This window comes from Streptomyces ziwulingensis (assembly GCF_039542605.1).
GTDB classification, from domain to species: domain Bacteria; phylum Actinomycetota; class Actinomycetes; order Streptomycetales; family Streptomycetaceae; genus Streptomyces; species Streptomyces ziwulingensis.
In genome coordinates this window covers 17,756-33,773 of record NZ_BAABIG010000090.1, presented here as the reverse complement: position 1 = coordinate 33,773, position 16,018 = coordinate 17,756, and the positions used below count along the sequence as shown (strand labels likewise).

Below are 16,018 nucleotides of genomic sequence, written 5' to 3'. Positions count from 1 at the left end.
GCGACAACCCTTGATGGCAGCACGGCCGGGCCCCACTCCCGCACAGGCAGGACAGCCTTGACACCGCATTCCGCCCGGGGCAGCATGCTTTTTTGTCCGACTTTCCGAGGCCCCTTTTCCCTTTGCCTGTGATTGGAGGGGTATTCTCGTGCCGACTCAACACAGTACGCCAAGAAGGATTCGCCTTTTCGACACCACGTTGCGCGACGGTGAACAGGCTCCTGGCAACGCGATGCGTCCGCCGCAGAAGCTGGACCTCGCGCTGACGATAGAAGCTCTCGGCGTCGACGTCGTCGAGGCGGGATTCCCGAGTTCCTCACCGAGCGAGTTTCAGGCGGTCAAGATGATCTCCGAATCTCTCACCTCGGCGCATGTCGCGACGCTCAACCGGGCACTGCCGCAGGACATCCACCTCGCCGTCGAGGCCGGCGGTACGGAGCGGCACCACCTCCAGGTCATGGCAACCGGCAGTGAGATCCACCTGAAGCACAAGCGGGGTATCGGGCAGGCCGAGGCGCAGCGCGAGGTGGTGGCGGCGATCGCGCTGGCCAGATCCCTCGGTGTGCGGCACGTGACGCTGGCCATCGAGGACGCGTCGCGCGGCTCCGACGCCCTGCTGCGGCCCCTGATCACCGAGTCGGTGGCGGCAGGCGCGGACACGCTGACGATCGCGGACACCACCGGCTGCATGGTTCCGGCCCAGTACGGCGCTCTCATCGGCCGCGTCCGGTCCTGGGTCGCGGCCGACGTCACGATCTCCACGCACTGCCACGAGGACCTGGGCCTGGCCCTGGCGAACGCGCTGGCCGGCGTCGACGCGGGCGCCCAGGAGGTCCAGGCGACCCTCGCGGGCATCGGCGAGCGGGCGGGCAACACCTCGCTGGAGGAGCTGATCGCCGTCCTCACCTACAAGGCCGAGGAGCTGCACTCGACCACCACGGCCAGGACGGAGGGCCTCTGGGCGGCGTTCGAGGCGTTGAGCGAGGCGATCGGCCTGCCCGCCCCGCGCAACAAGGCGCTCTTCGGAGTCAACGCGTTCGCCACCCAGGCGGGCATCCACCAGGCAGGTCTCCTCCGGTCCCACCTCAGCTACGAGTACGTCGAGCCGTCCCGTTTCGGGCGGGAACGCACCATGCTGGTGGGCAGGCACTCCGGCCGTGCCGTCCTGCGCCACGTACTGACGGAGATGCGAGCGCCCGCCGACGACCAGCTCGTCGAGGAGCTGTACGAGACGTACATCGCGAACCGCGGCGACGGCACCTGCCTGCGCCTTTCCGAGCTGCGGGCGCTGATCGACGAACACCGGACCGCCCCGGCCGGCGGGCGCCCGTGATGCCGCCGGGGAAGACGCCGGGGAAGACTCTGATCGAGAAGGTGTGGGACAGCCATACCGTGCTGCGCACCGCGGGCGAGCCCGATCTGCTCTACGTCGACCTGCATCTGATCCATGAGGCCAGCTCGCCTCAGGCCTTCGACGGCTTACGGCTGTCCGGCGGCAGCGTACGGCGTCCTGGTCTGACTCTGGCGGTCGAGGACCACAACGTCCCCACCGACTCCCTGCGGATTCTCGACCCGCTGGGAAGGCAGCAGCTCGAAAGGCTGCGGCACAACTGTGCCGCCCACGGCATCGAGCTGTTCGCACTCGGTGACGCCGGACAGGGGATCGTGCATGTGGTGGCGCCCGAGAGGGGGCTCGTCCGCCCCGGGATGTCCGTGGTGTGCGGGGACAGTCACACCTCCACCCACGGGGCGTTCGGCGCGCTCGCGTTCGGGATCGGGACCACCGACGTGGAACACGTCCTCGCCACCCAGACCCTCCCGCTGTTCCCGCCCCGCACCATGTCCGTCGAGTTCACCGGAGAACCGGCCGCCGAGGTGACGGCGAAAGACCTCGTCCTGGCCCTCATCTCCCGCATCGGCGCCAACGGCGCCAACGGCCACGTCATCGAATACCGCGGCCCCGCCGTCAGGGCCATGTCGATGGAGAGCCGGATGACCCTCTGCAACATGAGCGTCGAGGCGGGCGCACGGGCCGGCCTCGTCGCCCCGGACGAGATCACCTACCAGTACCTGAAGGGCCTGCCCGGCATGCCGGCGGGCCGCGCCTGGGAGGAAGCGGTGGCCGACTGGGAGCAGTTGCGCACCGACCGCGGCGCCACGTTCGACGCCGAGGTGCGCCTGGACGTCTCGGCGCTGACTCCGTTCGTCACGTGGGGAACCAACCCGGGCCAGGCGGTGCCGCTCGGCGAGCGGGTGCCTTCCCCCCGCTCGCTGTCCGATCCACACGAACGGGCCGCGGCCGAGCGGGCCCTCGCCTACATGGACCTGGTGCCGGGCACCCCCATGGACTCCATCGAGGTCGACACCGTCTTCCTCGGCTCATGCACCAATGGGCGGCTGGAGGACCTGCGGGCCGCGGCCGCGGTACTCGACGGCCGACGCGTCGCTCCGGGCGTGCGCATGCTCGTCGTGCCCGGCTCCATGGAGGTCCGCCGCGCCGCGGCGGACCTGGGCCTCGACGAGGTGTTCCGCACCGCGGGCGCGGAATGGCGGCTGTCCGGCTGCTCCATGTGCCTGGGCATGAACGCCGACCGGCTGACGGGCCCCAGCCGCTGCCTCTCCACGTCGAACCGCAATTACGAGGGCCGGCAAGGACCGCGGGCCCGTACGCACCTGGCGTCACCCGCGGTCGCCGCGGCAACGGCGGTCACCGGCCGCCTGACCTCACCGAGCCGGCTTCCGGCCCGGGACGTCCGGTGAAACCGCTGACCCGGCACACCGGGCGGGGCGTCGTACTGGACCGGAACGACGTCGACACCGACCAGATCGTGCCCGCGGAGTTCTGCAAGCGGCTGACGAAGAGCGGCTACGCGGACGCGCTCTTCGCCGGATGGCGTCAGGACCCCGCCTTCGTGCTGAATCTGCCCGCCGGCGCGCAGGCGAGCATCCTCGTGGCCGGGCACAACTTCGGCACCGGAAGCTCGCGGGAGCACGCGGTGTGGGCCCTGCGCGACTGGGGGTTCGTCGCGGTGTTCGCGAGCAGCTTCGGCGACATCTTCCGGCGGAACGCGGGCAAGAACGGGCTGCTCGCGGTCGAGCTGCCGCCCTCCGCCCTGGCCGAGGTCGCGGACCGGGTCAGGTCCGACCCCCGCTCCGAGATCACCGTCGACCTCACCCGGCTCGAAGTCCGCGGCGCCGGGACACGGCACCGGTTCGCCCTGGACGACCGGGTCCGCCGACTGCTGATGAACGGCCTGGACGAGATCGCCCTCACCCTGGGAAACGAGGACGCCATCACCGCGCACGAGCAGGCAAGAGCCCGGTGGATGCCCACCACCGGGCCGGTGTCTCCGGCAAGCAGCGCTCCCCCCGCAGCGGAGGGAAGCCCCCGATGACCGAGGTACGGCTGGCGGCCCGCGTCGGTGTCCTGGCACCCAGCGGTCTGTTCGGACTTCTTCGCGAGGGTCGACGGGGCGGAGTCCTCGACCTGGCCCTCGGCGTGCCGGGGGCTCCCCCGACCCCGCCCCTGTTGATCGAGTCGGCCTGCGCGGCACTGCGCGAAGGGGTCAACCAGTACGGCGTCCCGGACGGCAACCTCGCGCTGCGTGAGCGCATCGCCGCGGCGCTGCCGGGCCCCACCGACCCGCTCACCGAACTCACCCTGACCGTCGGCTCCAGCGAAGGGCTCACGGCAGCGGTCCTGGCCACCGTGGAGCCGGGCGACGAGGTCATCGTCTTCGAACCGTTCTACGAGAACTTCTTCAGCGCGATCGCCCTCGCCGGCGGTGTGCCGCGGCTCGTGGAGACCCACCCCCCTGACTGGCGTCACGACCTCTCCACCCTGCGGGCGGCGTTCGGACCACGGACGAGAGCGATGGTGGTGTGCACGCCGGACAACCCCACCGGGCGCGTGCTGACCCGCCGGGAGTTCGACGAGATCGCCACGCTGTGCGCGCGGTGGAACGTCGTACTGATCTCCGACGAGATCTACGCCGGGTACCTGCACCAGGGTCACCGTCATGTGTCCGCGGCCGACGTCCCGTCGCTCGGCGGGCGCGCCATCGTGCTCGGCAGCCTCTCGAAGAGCCATGCCATCAGCGGCTGGCGGATCGGGTACGTGCGGGCGCCGGGAGAACTCACCAGGGCCGTCCGCAAGGTGCACGAGGCGATCTGCAGCGGCGGTGCGGCTCCCCTGCAGGAGGCCGTCGCACGCGCGGCGGCCGCGGACGCCCGCTTCCTGAGCCCCTCGGAGGATCTGGGCGAGCAGCGGGAGACCACGCTCCGGATCTTCGACGAACTGGGCTTTCGCTGTCTGCCGCCGGAAGGCGGCTGTTACACCATGGCCGACATCCGGCACTTCACCGACGAGGACGGTGAGACGCTGGCCTACCGCATGGTGCGTGAAGCCGGCGTCATGGTCGCGCCCGGCGCGTACTTCTACGCCGAGCGGGCGCGGGGCTCGGGTCTCGTCCGCATCGCGTTCAACCGCCGCCTCACGCTCCTCAGCGAGGCGGAGCAGCGGTTGTCGATGTACCGGTAGCGGGAGGGGAGGGGCCCCTCCCGCGGCTCAGCCGTGGCTCACCCCGTGTACAGGGGCAGCCGCCGGACACCGGTCATGTCCGGCGACGGCAGGAAGACCGGCGGATCTCCGGGCGTGGTGTGCAGGACGGGAAACCGGTCCATGAGGACGTTCAGGGCCACCCTGCCCTCCAACCGCGCCAGCGGAGCACCGAGGCAGAAGTGAACGCCTCGCCCGAAGCCGAGGTGGGGGTTGGGGTCCCTCGTCGGATCGAACACATGCGGTTCGGCGAACCGGTCCCCGTCCCGGTTGGCCGCCGCGAGCCAGACCATCACCATCTGGTCCGCCGGCACCCGCTCTCCCCCGAGCGTGACCTCCCGGGTCGTGGACCGGGCGATCGCGGGGAACGGGCTGAACAGCCGGACGGACTCCTCCAGCGCGCCGGGCACCAGTGAGCGGTCCTTGCGCACCTTCACCGCCCAGTCCGGTTGTGCGTCCAGGCACAGCACGGTATTCCCGAGCAGCATGGTCGTGCTCACGTGCCCGGCGACGAACAGCAGGACAGCGAAGGTCACCACTTCCTGGTCGGACAGGCGCTTGCCCTCCACCTCCGCACCGACCAACTGGCTGATCAAGTCGTCCCGTGGCTGCCGCCTCCGGTCGATGACGTGATCCCGCACGTAGTCGAACATCGGCTGCCACTTCTCGATCAGATCGCGGCTCTCACGCTCCGCCTCCTCGCCGCGGTCGACAAGGGAGATCTGGGCGGTGTCCTCCAGCATCACCGTCACCCATTCCTTGAAGAGGTGGCGGTCGGCACTCGGAACGCCCAGGAGTTCCGCGATGACGATGACCGGAAGCGGATAGGCCAGGTCATTGACCAACTCGATACCGTCCCCGCCGGCGGCCTGGTCGAGAAGCTCGTGTGTGAGCGCGCGGACACGGGGTTCGAGCCCCGAGACCATCGCGGGAGTGAAAACACGGCTGACCAGTTTGCGCAAGGTCCGGTGTTCCACTCCGTCCATCTGTATGAGATTCCCCTCCTTGTGCTCATTGACGGACTCCGAGTCGTAGAGGCGTTTGGTGTCGGACGAGAAAGTCCCGGGATCGTTCAGGATCTGCCACGCCTCCGCGTATCCGTAGACATCCCACTTGCCCAGGCTTTCATCGAAGCGAACCGACGCCGCCGGCCGGAGGCCGCGCAGCCAGAAATGCCGCGGGTGGACCTTCCACTGGTCAGCGAGGTCGATCATCGAGCCGGCGGCCATCGGGCGCCCCTTTCCGGTGCGAGTGACGCGAGGACCCTTCCATCGGACCACGCGCTTTGCCCCGGCACCAGAAAATCCCGCCGCCGTCAGACGGCTTTCACGCCTGTCCCGGCAACGGGACACCACCGAAGCCAAAAGAAACAGGAGGCCGGTCGTCAGCGCGACGGATGTCTCACATGCTGACACGAGCTTCCCATAAGATGGGACGCCTGAGATCGTTGCGGGGCCCCTACATTCGCTTTCGTGAAAGACCGAGCAATGCCCGCACCAGCCACCGGCTCAGCCCCGGCGCCCGTCAACCCGCAGTCGCGCGTCCTCATCGCCAGCCTCATCGGCACGACGATCGAGTTCTACGACTTCTACATCTACGCCACCGCCGCCGTACTGGTCTTCCCCCAGCTCTTCTTCCCGAGCAGCGACCCGACCACGGCGCTGCTGTCGTCCTTCGCGGTCTTCGGCGCCGCGATGGTCGCCCGGCCGATCGGCGCGGTCTTCTTCGGCCACCTCGGTGACCGGCTCGGCCGCAAGAAGACGCTGGTGGTCTCGCTCCTGACCATGGGCATCGCCACGTTCCTGATCGGCGTCCTGCCCACCTACGCGCAGGTCGGCTGGGTCGCCACCGCGCTGCTCGTGCTGATGCGGCTCGCGCAGGGCTTCGCCCTCGGCGGCGAGTGGAGCGGCGCCGCCCTGGTCGCGACCGAGAACGCGCCCAAGGGCAAGCGGGCGCTGTACGGCACCTTCCCGCAGCTCGGCGCCCCGCTCGGTTTCATCATCGGCAACGGCCTGTTCCTGATCATCGGCGCACTGCTGCCGTCCGCGGCCGGCGCCGACCCCACCCAGCCCTCCGACGGTTTCGTCGACTGGGGGTGGCGCATCCCGTTCCTGTTCTCCACCGTGATGGTCGCGATCGGCCTGTGGGTGCGCTCGCGGCTGGTGGAGTCGGCGGTGTTCGCCAGGACGCGGGAGGCCGGCAAGGTCCGCAAGCTGCCGCTGGCCACGGTGGTCCAGGGCCACTGGCGGCAGCTCGTCCTGGGCACCTTCTTCATGCTGGCGACGTACGTGCTCTTCTACCTGATGACCACGTTCTCGCTGAGCTACGGCCGTACCGCCGAGGACGCGGCCGTGCCGGGCCTCGGCTACAGCTACACCACCTTCGTCCTGATGATGATCTTCGGGGTGCTGTTCTTCGCGGTCTTCACGCTGGTCTCCGGCCCGCTCGCGGACAAGTACGGACGCCGCGCCACCCTCCTGTGGGTCACCGCCGCGATCGTGGTCTTCGGCCTGGTCTGGGTGCCGCTGATCGGCCTGGGCACGCTCGGTGTCGTCCTGTGGCTGGTCCTCGGCTTCACCCTGATGGGGATGACCTTCGGCCCGATGGGCGCGCTGCTGCCGGAACTCTTCCCGACCAGCGTGCGCTACACCGGCTCCGGCATCTCGTACAACGTCAGCTCCATCCTCGGCGCGGCCGTCGCCCCCTTCATCGCGGTGGCCCTCTGGGAGGCCGGCGACGGTTCCCCCTGGCTGGTCGGCGTCTACCTCTCCGCGATGGCGGTCCTCACCCTGATCGCGCTCGTCCTCGGCAAGGAGACGAAGGACGTCTCGCTGGACGAGGACGAGACGCCCGTGCCCGCGGTGACCTCGACCGCCCCCTGATCCACCGGCGTTCACCACCGCCGGGCGCCGACCCTCCTCACGCCCGGCGTACGGCCGTCGATGCGGGGCATAACAACAACCTCCGCCCCCGGGGCACTTGAGCCCCTACAGGCACCCGAGGGAGTTCCCATGCTGCGCGGCATCGATGTCAGCGCCTACCAGTCCGCCACCTACGACACGGACGACCTCTCCTTCGTCTTCATCAAGGCGACGGAGGGCCGTTCGTACGTCAACTCCAAGCTCTCGGCCCAGACGAAGCGGGCCCGGGACGCCGATCTCGTCGTCGGTTTCTACCACTTCCTGTGGCCGGGCAACCTGACCGCCCAGGCCGAGTACTTCGTCTCCAAGGCCCCCGAGAAGGCCGGCGACATCCTCGCCGTCGACTGGGAGACCACGGGCGAGGGCACCCATGCGAGCAACGCCGAGAAGGACCGCTTCATCCGCAAGGTGAAGGAGCTGCGCCCCAACAACCCGGTCATTCTGTACTGTAATCGGAATTTTTGGCTGAACATCGATACGACGTCCTACGCCGGTGACGGCCTGTGGATCGCCGACTATGTGACGAAGGGCAAGCCGCGCATCCAGGCCGACTGGCGCATCCACCAGTACACCGACGATCCGCTCGACCGGAACGTGGCCGACTTCAAGAGCAGGGCGGCGATGCGGGCGTGGGCCGCGAGCGTGTGACCCCGCCGCCCGGCGGTCCGCGCCGCCCGGCACGGCCAGGGGCGCCCCTCCGGGTTGTGGAGGGGCGCCCCTGGCGGACCGGGCCGCGGCCTCGCGTCACTTGTTCAGGAAGGCCCAGAACTCGTCGAACGAGAGCAGCTTGTCGCCGTCCAGGTCGCGGCTGGCGATGATGGCCTCCGCCACGGACTCGGTGACGTTCCAGTCGCCCCCCTGGGCGAGAGCGGTCTTGAACTCGGCCGGGGTGATGTAACCGTCCCCGTCCCCGTCGATCCGGTCGAACTGCTTGCGTGCTTCCTCGATGTCCGCCACCGATCCGCCCCTCTTCCGCGTGCTCCGGACGTGATCTGGTCGATCAGTTCGTCCTGCTGTCGTCCTGCTGTCGCAGGTCAGATTAACGTTCCGGCCGCGCGGGAGGGGCGGCGAGGGTGGGGCGGGCGCCGCTCAGTGCCAGGGCTCGTAGTGCGGGTTGCTCTCGCACTCGCTCATGATCTCGGTCTTGGTCTTCCGGTCGACCGGGCAGACGCCGATGACGTAGGCGCGGGCGATGCCGCCGGGGAAGGCGACCTCCCGCTGGTCGGCCCACCGGTGGGTGTCACCGATGGTCCGGTTGACGTCGATGCCGCCGGGGGCGTCGACGTAGTAGTTGTAGCCGGACTTGTACCAGGTCTTGTAGAGGTCGTGGTCGTAGGAGGTCGACACGTACGGGGAGGGCTGGTTGACGAGGACGTACTGCTCGACGTCGTACTGGCCGTTCACGACGTCCCGGGGCCGGAAGCCCTCCTCGAAGACGACCGCCGGGCCCCGGCTGTCGCTGCGGTAGAGCGTGCCGCAGGTGGTGCGCCAGGACGGTTCGGGGGTGATCCGGCCGAGGTCGGCACCCCGGTCGGCGGCGGCCTTGAGCTTGTCCTCGAACACGGGACAGGCGGGGGCGGCGGCGGCCGGGGCGACGGCCGGGCCGGCCGCTGCCTCGGCGGGGAGGGTGCCGGCCGAGGTGGCGAAGACGGCAGCGAGGGAGAGCGCGGCGGCAGCGGCGCGGCGGCGCAGTCGGGTGAAGTTCATGCCGGTACCGTCCCGGGTCCGCGCGGCGCGCGCGGGGACCGTCACCCGTGGGTGGCGTGTCCCGCCGAAACGGTTGCCGCGGCCCGGACTTGACGGTCTCAGCCGTCGGCCACCTTCAGCTCGAACCAGGTGGTCTTGCCGTGCGGCAGCAGGTCGACGCCCCAGCGGTCGGCGAGGGTGTCGACGAGGAACAGGCCACGTCCGCCGAGGTCGGTGACCCGGACCGGCAGCAGGCAGGGCAGCCCCCGGGACGGGTCGCGGACCTCCGCGCGGACCCAGCCGGGGCGGCGGCTCATGCCGAGGCCGAAGACGCGGGCGCCGGTGTGCTGGACGGCGTTGCCCACCAGTTCGGAGACGAGGAGGACGACGTCCTCGGCGAGCCGGGGGCTCAGTCCCCACTGGCGCAGGACGACGACCTGGGCCAGTCGGCGGGCGAGGGCGGCGGACTCGGGAAGGGAGGGCAACTGGACCTCGGACTCGGTCGGGTCCCCGAACAACTCCACTGCGCGCAGGGCGTGTTCGTCCTCGACCGCCGGCGACCAGCGCGCGACGGTCGCACGTCCGGCTCCCCGCGGCTGCCCCGTGTCCTCCAGCCCCGCCATGCCCCCACTATGGCCGCCCGCGGCACGCCCCGGGGCCGTTCCCGGTGATACGCCCGCACGGGGCGGCCCCGCCGAAAGCGGCAACCGGCATATGCCGGAGGCGGCCTGTCGGCCGGAGAGGCCGCGCTGACGTGGGCGGACGGCGGAACGGACGGCGTCCGGCGGCCCCTCTGGGCGAGACGGCCTCAAGACGCCGCCGGGACCGCCGTAAACCGCCCTTTCGAGGGACCCCGGACCGGACGCCGCGTCAACCTGGGTCCCGCCGACGTCCGTCCCGCGGCGCCCGCCCGGCGGCCTCCGGCCGCTCGGTTCGCGTCCGGTCAGCGGAACTTCGCCTTCCCCGGGCCCTCCTCGACGAAGCTGCGCATCCCGCGCTCCCGGTCCTCCGTGGCGAACAGGCCCGCGAACCAGTTCCGTTCGACGGCGAGGCCGGTGTCGAGGTCGGTCTCCAGCCCGGTGTCGATCGCCTCCTTCGCCGCGCGCAGCGCGATCGCCGGGCCCCGGGCCAGCCGGGCGGCCCAGGCGTGGGCCTGGTCGTAGACCTCGGCGGCGGGCACGACACGGTCCACCAGGCCCAGCGCCAGCGCCTCGTCGGCCCGGACCTGGCGGCCCGTGAAGATCAGGTCCTTGGCCTTGGCGGGCCCGACCAGCCGGGACAGGCGCTGGGTGCCGCCGGCGCCGGGGATCAGGCCGAGCAGGATCTCCGGCTGGCCGAGCTTGGCGTTGTCGGCCGCGATCCGGAAGTCGGCGCAGAGCGCCAGTTCGCAGCCGCCGCCCAGCGCGTACCCGGTCACGGCCGCCACCACCGGCTTGGGGATGCGGGCGACCGCGGTGAAGGAGTCCTGGAGGGCCCGGGAGCGCGCGATCATCGCCGCGTGGTCCATGGCCCGCATCTCCTTGATGTCCGCGCCCGCGGCGAACACCTTCTCGCCGCCGTGCACGACCACGGCGCGCACGTCCTCGCGCCGGGTGACCTCCTCGGCCAGCTCCTTCAGCCGGTCCTGCGTGGCGACGTCCAGCGCGTTCATCGGCGGGCGGTCCAGGCGCAGCACGCCGACGCCCTCGGCGACTTCGAGATGTACGGTCATGCGAGCAGGTTAGCGGCGGTTAACGACGACGGTCCCGGTGTGATGGCTCACACCGGGACCGCGCGCGGTCCGGCCGGAGCGGTCAGGCCGTCCACTTCTCCCAGGACATGTTCCAGCCGTTGTAGCCGTTGTCCGGGGCGACGGTGGCGTCGTCCGAGTTCTTGACGACGACCACGTCGCCGATCATCGAGTGGGCGAAGAACCAGGCGGCCGGCGCCTTGTCGTCCCCGCCGCCGCGGGTGTCGCGCAGGCCGACGCAGCCGTGGCTGGCGTTGCGGTTGCCGAAGGCGTCGCCGCCCCAGTAGTTGCCGTGGATGAAGGTGCCGGAGGTGGTCAGGCGCATGGCGTGCGGGACGTCCTTGATGTCGTACTCGCCGCCGTAGCCGACCGTCTCGCCGTTCATGCGGGTCACCGCGAGTTTCTCGCTGATGACCATCTGGCCGTTCCAGGTCTCGTAGCCGGGGGCGCCGGTGGTGACGGGGACGGTCTTGACGACCTTGCCCTCACGCATGACCTTCATCGTGAGCTTCTTGGCGTCGACGACGGAGACCTGGTCGCGGCCGATGGTGAAGGAGACCGTCTTGGCCTGCTCGCCGTAGACGCCGTCGCGGCCCTCGACGCCGTCGAGGTCGAGGTCGACGGTGACCTTGGTGCCGGCCTTCCAGTACTTCTCGGGCCGGAAGTCGAGGCGGTCGTTGCCGAACCAGTGGCCCTCGACGTCGACGGCGGGTTCGGTCCGGACGCGGATGGCCTTCTCGATGGCCGCGGGCTCGGTGATGCCCCGGCTGAAGCGGATCGAGAACGGCATTCCGACGCCGACCTTCGAGCCGTCCTCGGGGGTGAAGTTGCCGATGAACGTGTTCTCGGGGGTCAGGGTGGTGAAACGGGAGTCCTCCGCGGCGGTGCGGCCCTCGGAGTCCTCGGCGACCGCGTGCACCGCGTAGGTGGTGGCGGCGGCCAGGTGGGTGGACGGCGTCCAGGCGGCGCCGTCCTCGGTTATCCTCCCGTCGACCTTCGCCCCGTCGGCGTCCTTGACCACGACCTCGGTCAGCTTGCCCCTGGCGGCGGCGACCTTCAGCCGGCCGCTGGTGTCGACCGACTTGGCACCGTTCTCGGGGGCGATGGTGACGACGGCCTCCGACTGCGTGCTCCGCACCGCGCCGGAGCCGTCGTTCTTCCCCTTGCCGCCGCCGGACCCGGAGTCCGTCCCGCCGCCGCCGCACGCGGTCACCGCCAGCAGCAGGAGGCCGGCCACGAGGGCCGGTGCCTTCCCGCCGCGGCGCCCCGGTATGCCCGCCGACGCCCCCGATATCGGACGCACGTTCAACTTGTCTCCCCTCGCCGGGCCCGGTCCGGCCCGCACCCCGTGCGCCTGCACGCACCGGCGCATAGTAACCGCAGGCCAGCGGCGGTTTGGAGGGGTCGATTGTCACTGTTCCGTACCGACTGTTCCGTACCCGTCGAGGCCGGGCGGCGGATCACCGCACCGCGCTGCCCGCCCGCCACTTCGCCCAGCTCGTGTTCCAGCCGCCGAGCCCGTTGTCCGGGGCGACCTTCTTGTCCTTGCTGCGGACCACCTCGACGACGTCGCCGACGAGGCTGCGGTCGAAGAACCAGCCCGCCGGGGTGTCCGCCCCGCCGCCCTTGACGTCGCGCAGTCCCACACAGCCGTGGCTGACGTTGGTGCGGCCGAAGACGTCGCCGGGCGCCCAGTAGTTGCCGTGCAGGAAGGTGCCGGAGCCGGTCAGGCGCACGGCGTGCGGGACGTCCGGGATGTCGTACTCGCCGCCGAAGCCGACCGTGCGGCTGTTCATGCGGGTGACGTCGAGCATCTCGGTGATCACCATCTTGCCGTTGTACGTGGGTGTCTTCGCGGCGCCCGCGGTCACCGGCACGGTGGCGAGCAGCGCGCCGTCCCGGCGGACCTTCATGGTCTTCTCCGCCGCGTCGACCACGGAGACCTGGTGGCGGCCGACGGTGAACGAGACCTTCTTGTGCTGGAGTCCGTAGACCCCGGGGGCGCCCTCGACGTCCCGCAGGCGCAGGTCGACGGTAACCTCGGTGCCGGGTTTCCAGTAGTACCGGGGGCGGAAGTCGAGGCGGTCGCGGCCGAACCAGTGCGGGCGGATGTCGACGGCCGGTTCCGCGCTCACCCGGACGGCCCGCTCGACGGCGGCCCGGTCGGTGATCTCCCGGCTGAACTCCAGGGAGACGATCATGCCGGTGCCCACCGTGGAGCGGTGCTCCGGGCCGACGTAGCCGATGAACCGCTCCTCGGGGACGTACGTCCGGAAGGCCGCGTGCCGTGCGGAGCGGCGGCCGCGGCCGTCGAGGGCGACGGCGTCGACGGTGTACCTCGCGGCGAGCGCGAGCCGGGGGTCGTCGGGTTCCCAGCGCCGGCCGTCGGCGGAGATCCGGCCGGGGACCGGGGTCTCGCTCGCGTCCTGCGACTTGACCACCCGGACCGACTCCAGGTGTCCTTCCGGCACCCGGACGGAGAGCTTCCGTCCGGGCCGTACCGCCTTGTCGCCGTCGCCCGGGGAGATGCGGATCGCCTCCTCGGGTGCGGGGGGTTTGCCGAAGACCCCGCCAAGACCGGTCGAGTCCGAGGTGCAGCCGGCGGCTCCGGCCAGCAGCCCTGTCCATGTCAGTAGGGCGGCCAGCGCGGCCCCCGCGCGCCACGCGCGCCCGTGTACGTGCCTCACATCCACCCGTAACGACCGGTCGGCCCTGGGGAAACGTGAGTGCGACCCGCGCTCTGGGCAGAAGAGGGGGGAGAACGACGCGACGGGGGGCGACGGCCGGGACGCCGTACGCCCAGGTGCCCCGTCGTTCCACGAGCCGTGGGAGGCCGACAGGTGTCCAGCGCAGCCGAGCGGGAGGCGGTGGCCGGGAACCGGGCCGCCGAGAACGGACGCGCCGCCGCCACCCCGGTGGACGGTGTGCGGCGGGCCGCGCCGCCGCCGTCGGTGGCCGCCTGGCCGGGCACCCCGGTGCCGCTCGGCGCCCGGTTCCGGACCGGGCCGGACGGGGTGGCCGGCACCAACTTCGCGCTGTGGGCCGGTGGCGCGGAGGCGGTGGAGCTGTGCCTCTTCGACGAGCGGGGCGCGGGCGGCGGGGAGCGCCGGGTGCGGCTGACCGAGCTGACCCACGAGATCTGGCACGGCTTCGTGCCGGGCGTGCTGCCCGGCCGGCGCTACGGCTTCCGGGTGCACGGCCGCTGGGACCCGTGGACCGGCGCCCGCTGGAACCCGGCGAAGCTGCTCCTGGACCCGTACGCACGCGCGGTGGACGGCGACTTCCGGCTGCCGCCGGAGGTGTACGGGCATGTCCGGGACTGGCCGGAGCAGCACGCGGCGGACACCGTGCGCGACGACCGGGACTCCGCGCCGTACGTCCCCAAGGGTGTCGTCGTCCATGACGACGACGACTGGGCGGACGACCACCGGCCCAAGACGCCGTGGGCGGACACGGTCCTCTACGAGCTGCACGTGCGCGGCTTCACCAAGCGCCACCCCGGCATCCCCGAGGAGCTGCGCGGCACCTACGCCGGGCTCGCGCATCCGGCCGCCGTCGCCCACCTGGTGGGGCTCGGCGTGACGGCGGTGGAGCTGCTGCCGGTGCACCAGTTCGCGCACGAGAGCCATCTGCTCGACCGGGGGCTGCGCAACTACTGGGGGTACAACTCGATCGGCTACTTCGCCCCGCACGCCGCCTACGCCGCCTCCGGCACCCGGGGCGAGCAGGTCGGCGAGTTCAAGCGGATGGTGCGGGCGCTGCACGAGGCGGGCGTCGAGGTGATACTCGACGTGGTCTACAACCACACCGCGGAGGCCGGCGAGCTGGGCCCGACGCTCTCCCTGAAGGGCATCGACAACCGCGGCTACTACCGCCTGGCCGGCGACGCCCGCCGCTACGCCGACTACACCGGCTGCGGCAACACCCTGCACGTCGTGCAGCCCCAGGTGCTGCGGCTGATCACGGACTCGCTGCGGTACTGGGTGACCGAGATGGGCGTGGACGGCTTCCGCTTCGACCTGGCGGCGGCGCTGGCCCGCTCGATGCACGACGTCGACATGCTCTCCCCGTTCCTCGCGGTGATCGCGCAGGACCCGGTGCTGCGCCGGGTGAAGCTGATCGCCGAACCGTGGGACGTGGGCTCGGGCGGCTACCAGGTGGGGGCCTTCCCGCCGCTGTGGACGGAGTGGAACGACCGCTACCGGGGCACGGTGCGGGACTTCTGGCGGCACGCCCTGCCGGACGTCCGGGAGATGGGCTACCGGCTCTCCGGCTCCAGCGACCTGTACGCCTGGGGCGGGCGGCGGCCCTACGCGTCGGTCAACTTCGTCACCGCGCACGACGGCTTCACCCTCCGCGACCTGGTGAGCTACGAGCGCAAGCACAACGAGGCCAACGGCGAGGGCAACCGGGACGGCTCGGACGACAACCGGGCGTGGAACTGCGGGACGGAGGGCGAGAGCGACGACGAACGGGTGCGGGCGCTGCGCCGGCGCCAGTTGCGCAACCTGCTGACCACGCTGCTGCTCTCCACCGGCGTGCCGATGCTGGTGGCCGGTGACGAACTGGGCCGCACCCAGGGCGGCAACAACAACGCCTACTGCCAGGACAACGAGCTGAGCTGGCTGGACTGGGACCTGCTGGAGGAGCCCGGCTGGCGGGCCCTGTACGAGCTGACGGCCCGGCTGATCCGGTTGCGCCACGCCCATCCGGTGCTGCGCCGGCGCGCCTTCTTCTCCGGCCGGCCGCACTCGGCGGACGGCCTGCGCGACCTGGCCTGGTTCACCCCGCACGGCGCGGAGATGACCGAGCGGGACTGGTACGCGCCCGCCGCCACGCTGGGCATGTACCTGTCCGGGCGGGACATACCGGGGCGGGACGAGCGCGGCGAGGAGATCGTCGACGACAGCTTCCTGGCGGTGCTGCACGCCGGTGACCTGCCGGTGGGCTTCTCGCTGCCGGGGGCGCCGTGGGCGGAGCGGTACGAGGTGGTGGTGGACACCAGCCGGGAGGAGCAGGCGCGGGCACCGGAGGAGACCCACCGGGCGGGGACGGAACTCACGGTGCCGGCCCGGGCGGTGCTGCTGCTGCGGGTGGTGGGCTGAGCCGCCCCGCCCGCGGGGC

Annotated in this window: 14 protein-coding genes; 7 read left to right on the top strand and 7 right to left on the bottom strand. The window is 71.3% G+C overall.

The annotated features are described in order from the left end of the window. Nucleotides 1-148 precede the first annotated feature (148 nt). Genes ABEB00_RS33935 through ABEB00_RS33920 form a run of 4 tightly spaced genes read left to right on the top strand, consistent with a single transcriptional unit; the run spans nt 149 to nt 4,540 of the window. Nucleotides 149-1,333, top strand: coding sequence for a LeuA family protein (locus tag ABEB00_RS33935; protein WP_345624566.1), 1,185 nt, complete (start codon nt 149-151; stop codon nt 1,331-1,333). After that, entirely contained in the window at nt 1,333-2,760 is a 1,428-nt protein-coding gene (gene leuC / locus ABEB00_RS33930; RefSeq protein ID WP_345624565.1) for a 3-isopropylmalate dehydratase large subunit, read from the top strand. Before ABEB00_RS33935 ends, leuC begins: the two co-directional genes overlap by 1 nt. Continuing rightward, a complete protein-coding gene (gene leuD / locus ABEB00_RS33925) occupies nt 2,757-3,395 on the top strand; it encodes a 3-isopropylmalate dehydratase small subunit (RefSeq protein WP_345624564.1) in 639 nt (212 codons plus the stop codon). Before leuC ends, leuD begins: the two co-directional genes overlap by 4 nt. Further along, nucleotides 3,392-4,540: a pyridoxal phosphate-dependent aminotransferase gene (locus ABEB00_RS33920; protein WP_345624563.1), complete on the top strand. Its 1,149-nt coding sequence runs from the start codon at nt 3,392-3,394 to the stop codon at nt 4,538-4,540. The genes leuD and ABEB00_RS33920 overlap by 4 nt, the downstream gene beginning before the upstream one ends. A gap of 38 nt (nt 4,541-4,578) precedes the next feature. Here ABEB00_RS33920 and ABEB00_RS33915 read toward each other — a convergent pair whose 3' ends face one another. Continuing rightward, nucleotides 4,579-5,787, bottom strand: coding sequence for a cytochrome P450 (locus ABEB00_RS33915; protein WP_345624562.1), 1,209 nt, complete (start codon nt 5,785-5,787; stop codon nt 4,579-4,581). Nucleotides 5,788-6,045: 258 nt separating this feature from the next. On the opposite strand from ABEB00_RS33915, the gene ABEB00_RS33910 reads away from it, so the two are divergent. Then, the gene (locus ABEB00_RS33910; protein WP_345624569.1) at nt 6,046-7,440 is read left to right on the top strand and encodes an MFS transporter; all 1,395 of its coding nucleotides are present in this window, start codon (nt 6,046-6,048) and stop codon (nt 7,438-7,440) included. 129 nt (nt 7,441-7,569) lie between these two features. Continuing rightward, nucleotides 7,570-8,127, top strand: a complete 558-nt coding sequence (locus ABEB00_RS33905; protein ID WP_345624561.1) for a glycoside hydrolase family 25 protein — start codon at nt 7,570-7,572, stop codon at nt 8,125-8,127. A 96-nt stretch (nt 8,128-8,223) separates the two neighbouring features. Here ABEB00_RS33905 and ABEB00_RS33900 read toward each other — a convergent pair whose 3' ends face one another. The 6 genes from ABEB00_RS33900 to ABEB00_RS33875 all read right to left on the bottom strand — a co-directional run bounded on the left by ABEB00_RS33900 (nt 8,224) and on the right by ABEB00_RS33875 (nt 13,581). Then, on the bottom strand, nt 8,224-8,436 hold the full coding sequence (locus ABEB00_RS33900) for an EF-hand domain-containing protein (RefSeq protein WP_345624560.1): 213 nt from the start codon (nt 8,434-8,436) through the stop codon (nt 8,224-8,226). A 132-nt stretch (nt 8,437-8,568) separates the two neighbouring features. Next, nucleotides 8,569-9,186, bottom strand: a complete 618-nt coding sequence (locus ABEB00_RS33895; protein ID WP_345624559.1) for an ADP-ribosyltransferase — start codon at nt 9,184-9,186, stop codon at nt 8,569-8,571. A gap of 98 nt (nt 9,187-9,284) precedes the next feature. After that, entirely contained in the window at nt 9,285-9,788 is a 504-nt protein-coding gene (locus tag ABEB00_RS33890; RefSeq protein WP_345624558.1) for an ATP-binding protein, read from the bottom strand. A 320-nt stretch (nt 9,789-10,108) separates the two neighbouring features. Next, nucleotides 10,109-10,876: an enoyl-CoA hydratase/isomerase family protein gene (locus ABEB00_RS33885; RefSeq protein ID WP_345624557.1), complete on the bottom strand. Its 768-nt coding sequence runs from the start codon at nt 10,874-10,876 to the stop codon at nt 10,109-10,111. 82 nt (nt 10,877-10,958) lie between these two features. After that, nucleotides 10,959-12,203 carry a L,D-transpeptidase gene (locus ABEB00_RS33880; RefSeq protein ID WP_345624556.1) on the bottom strand — a complete coding sequence of 415 codons (1,245 nt, stop codon included), beginning with the start codon at nt 12,201-12,203 and terminating at the stop codon, nt 10,959-10,961. A 151-nt stretch (nt 12,204-12,354) separates the two neighbouring features. Continuing rightward, on the bottom strand, nt 12,355-13,581 hold the full coding sequence (locus ABEB00_RS33875) for a L,D-transpeptidase (RefSeq protein ID WP_345624555.1): 1,227 nt from the start codon (nt 13,579-13,581) through the stop codon (nt 12,355-12,357). 153 nt (nt 13,582-13,734) lie between these two features. Between ABEB00_RS33875 and glgX the strand changes: the two genes are divergently transcribed. After that, nucleotides 13,735-15,999 (top strand): glycogen debranching protein GlgX, encoded by a 2,265-nt coding sequence (glgX, locus tag ABEB00_RS33870; RefSeq protein WP_345624554.1) that lies wholly within the window; start codon nt 13,735-13,737, stop codon nt 15,997-15,999. Nucleotides 16,000-16,018: the final 19 nt, after the last annotated feature.

What these genes read in the sequence shown, in the direction of transcription:
- leuC (WP_345624565.1), top strand. Translation starts at nt 1,333, where the DNA reads ATGCCGCCGGGGAAGACGCCGGGGAAGACTCTGATCGAGAAGGTGTGG.
- ABEB00_RS33920 (WP_345624563.1), top strand. Translation starts at nt 3,392, where the DNA reads ATGACCGAGGTACGGCTGGCGGCCCGCGTCGGTGTCCTGGCACCCAGC.
- ABEB00_RS33915 (WP_345624562.1), bottom strand. Translation starts at nt 5,787, where the DNA reads ATGGCCGCCGGCTCGATGATCGACCTCGCTGACCAGTGGAAGGTCCAC.
- ABEB00_RS33910 (WP_345624569.1), top strand. Translation starts at nt 6,046, where the DNA reads ATGCCCGCACCAGCCACCGGCTCAGCCCCGGCGCCCGTCAACCCGCAG.
- ABEB00_RS33905 (WP_345624561.1), top strand. Translation starts at nt 7,570, where the DNA reads ATGCTGCGCGGCATCGATGTCAGCGCCTACCAGTCCGCCACCTACGAC.
- ABEB00_RS33895 (WP_345624559.1), bottom strand. Translation starts at nt 9,186, where the DNA reads ATGAACTTCACCCGACTGCGCCGCCGCGCCGCTGCCGCCGCGCTCTCC.
- ABEB00_RS33890 (WP_345624558.1), bottom strand. Translation starts at nt 9,788, where the DNA reads ATGGCGGGGCTGGAGGACACGGGGCAGCCGCGGGGAGCCGGACGTGCG.
- ABEB00_RS33885 (WP_345624557.1), bottom strand. Translation starts at nt 10,876, where the DNA reads ATGACCGTACATCTCGAAGTCGCCGAGGGCGTCGGCGTGCTGCGCCTG.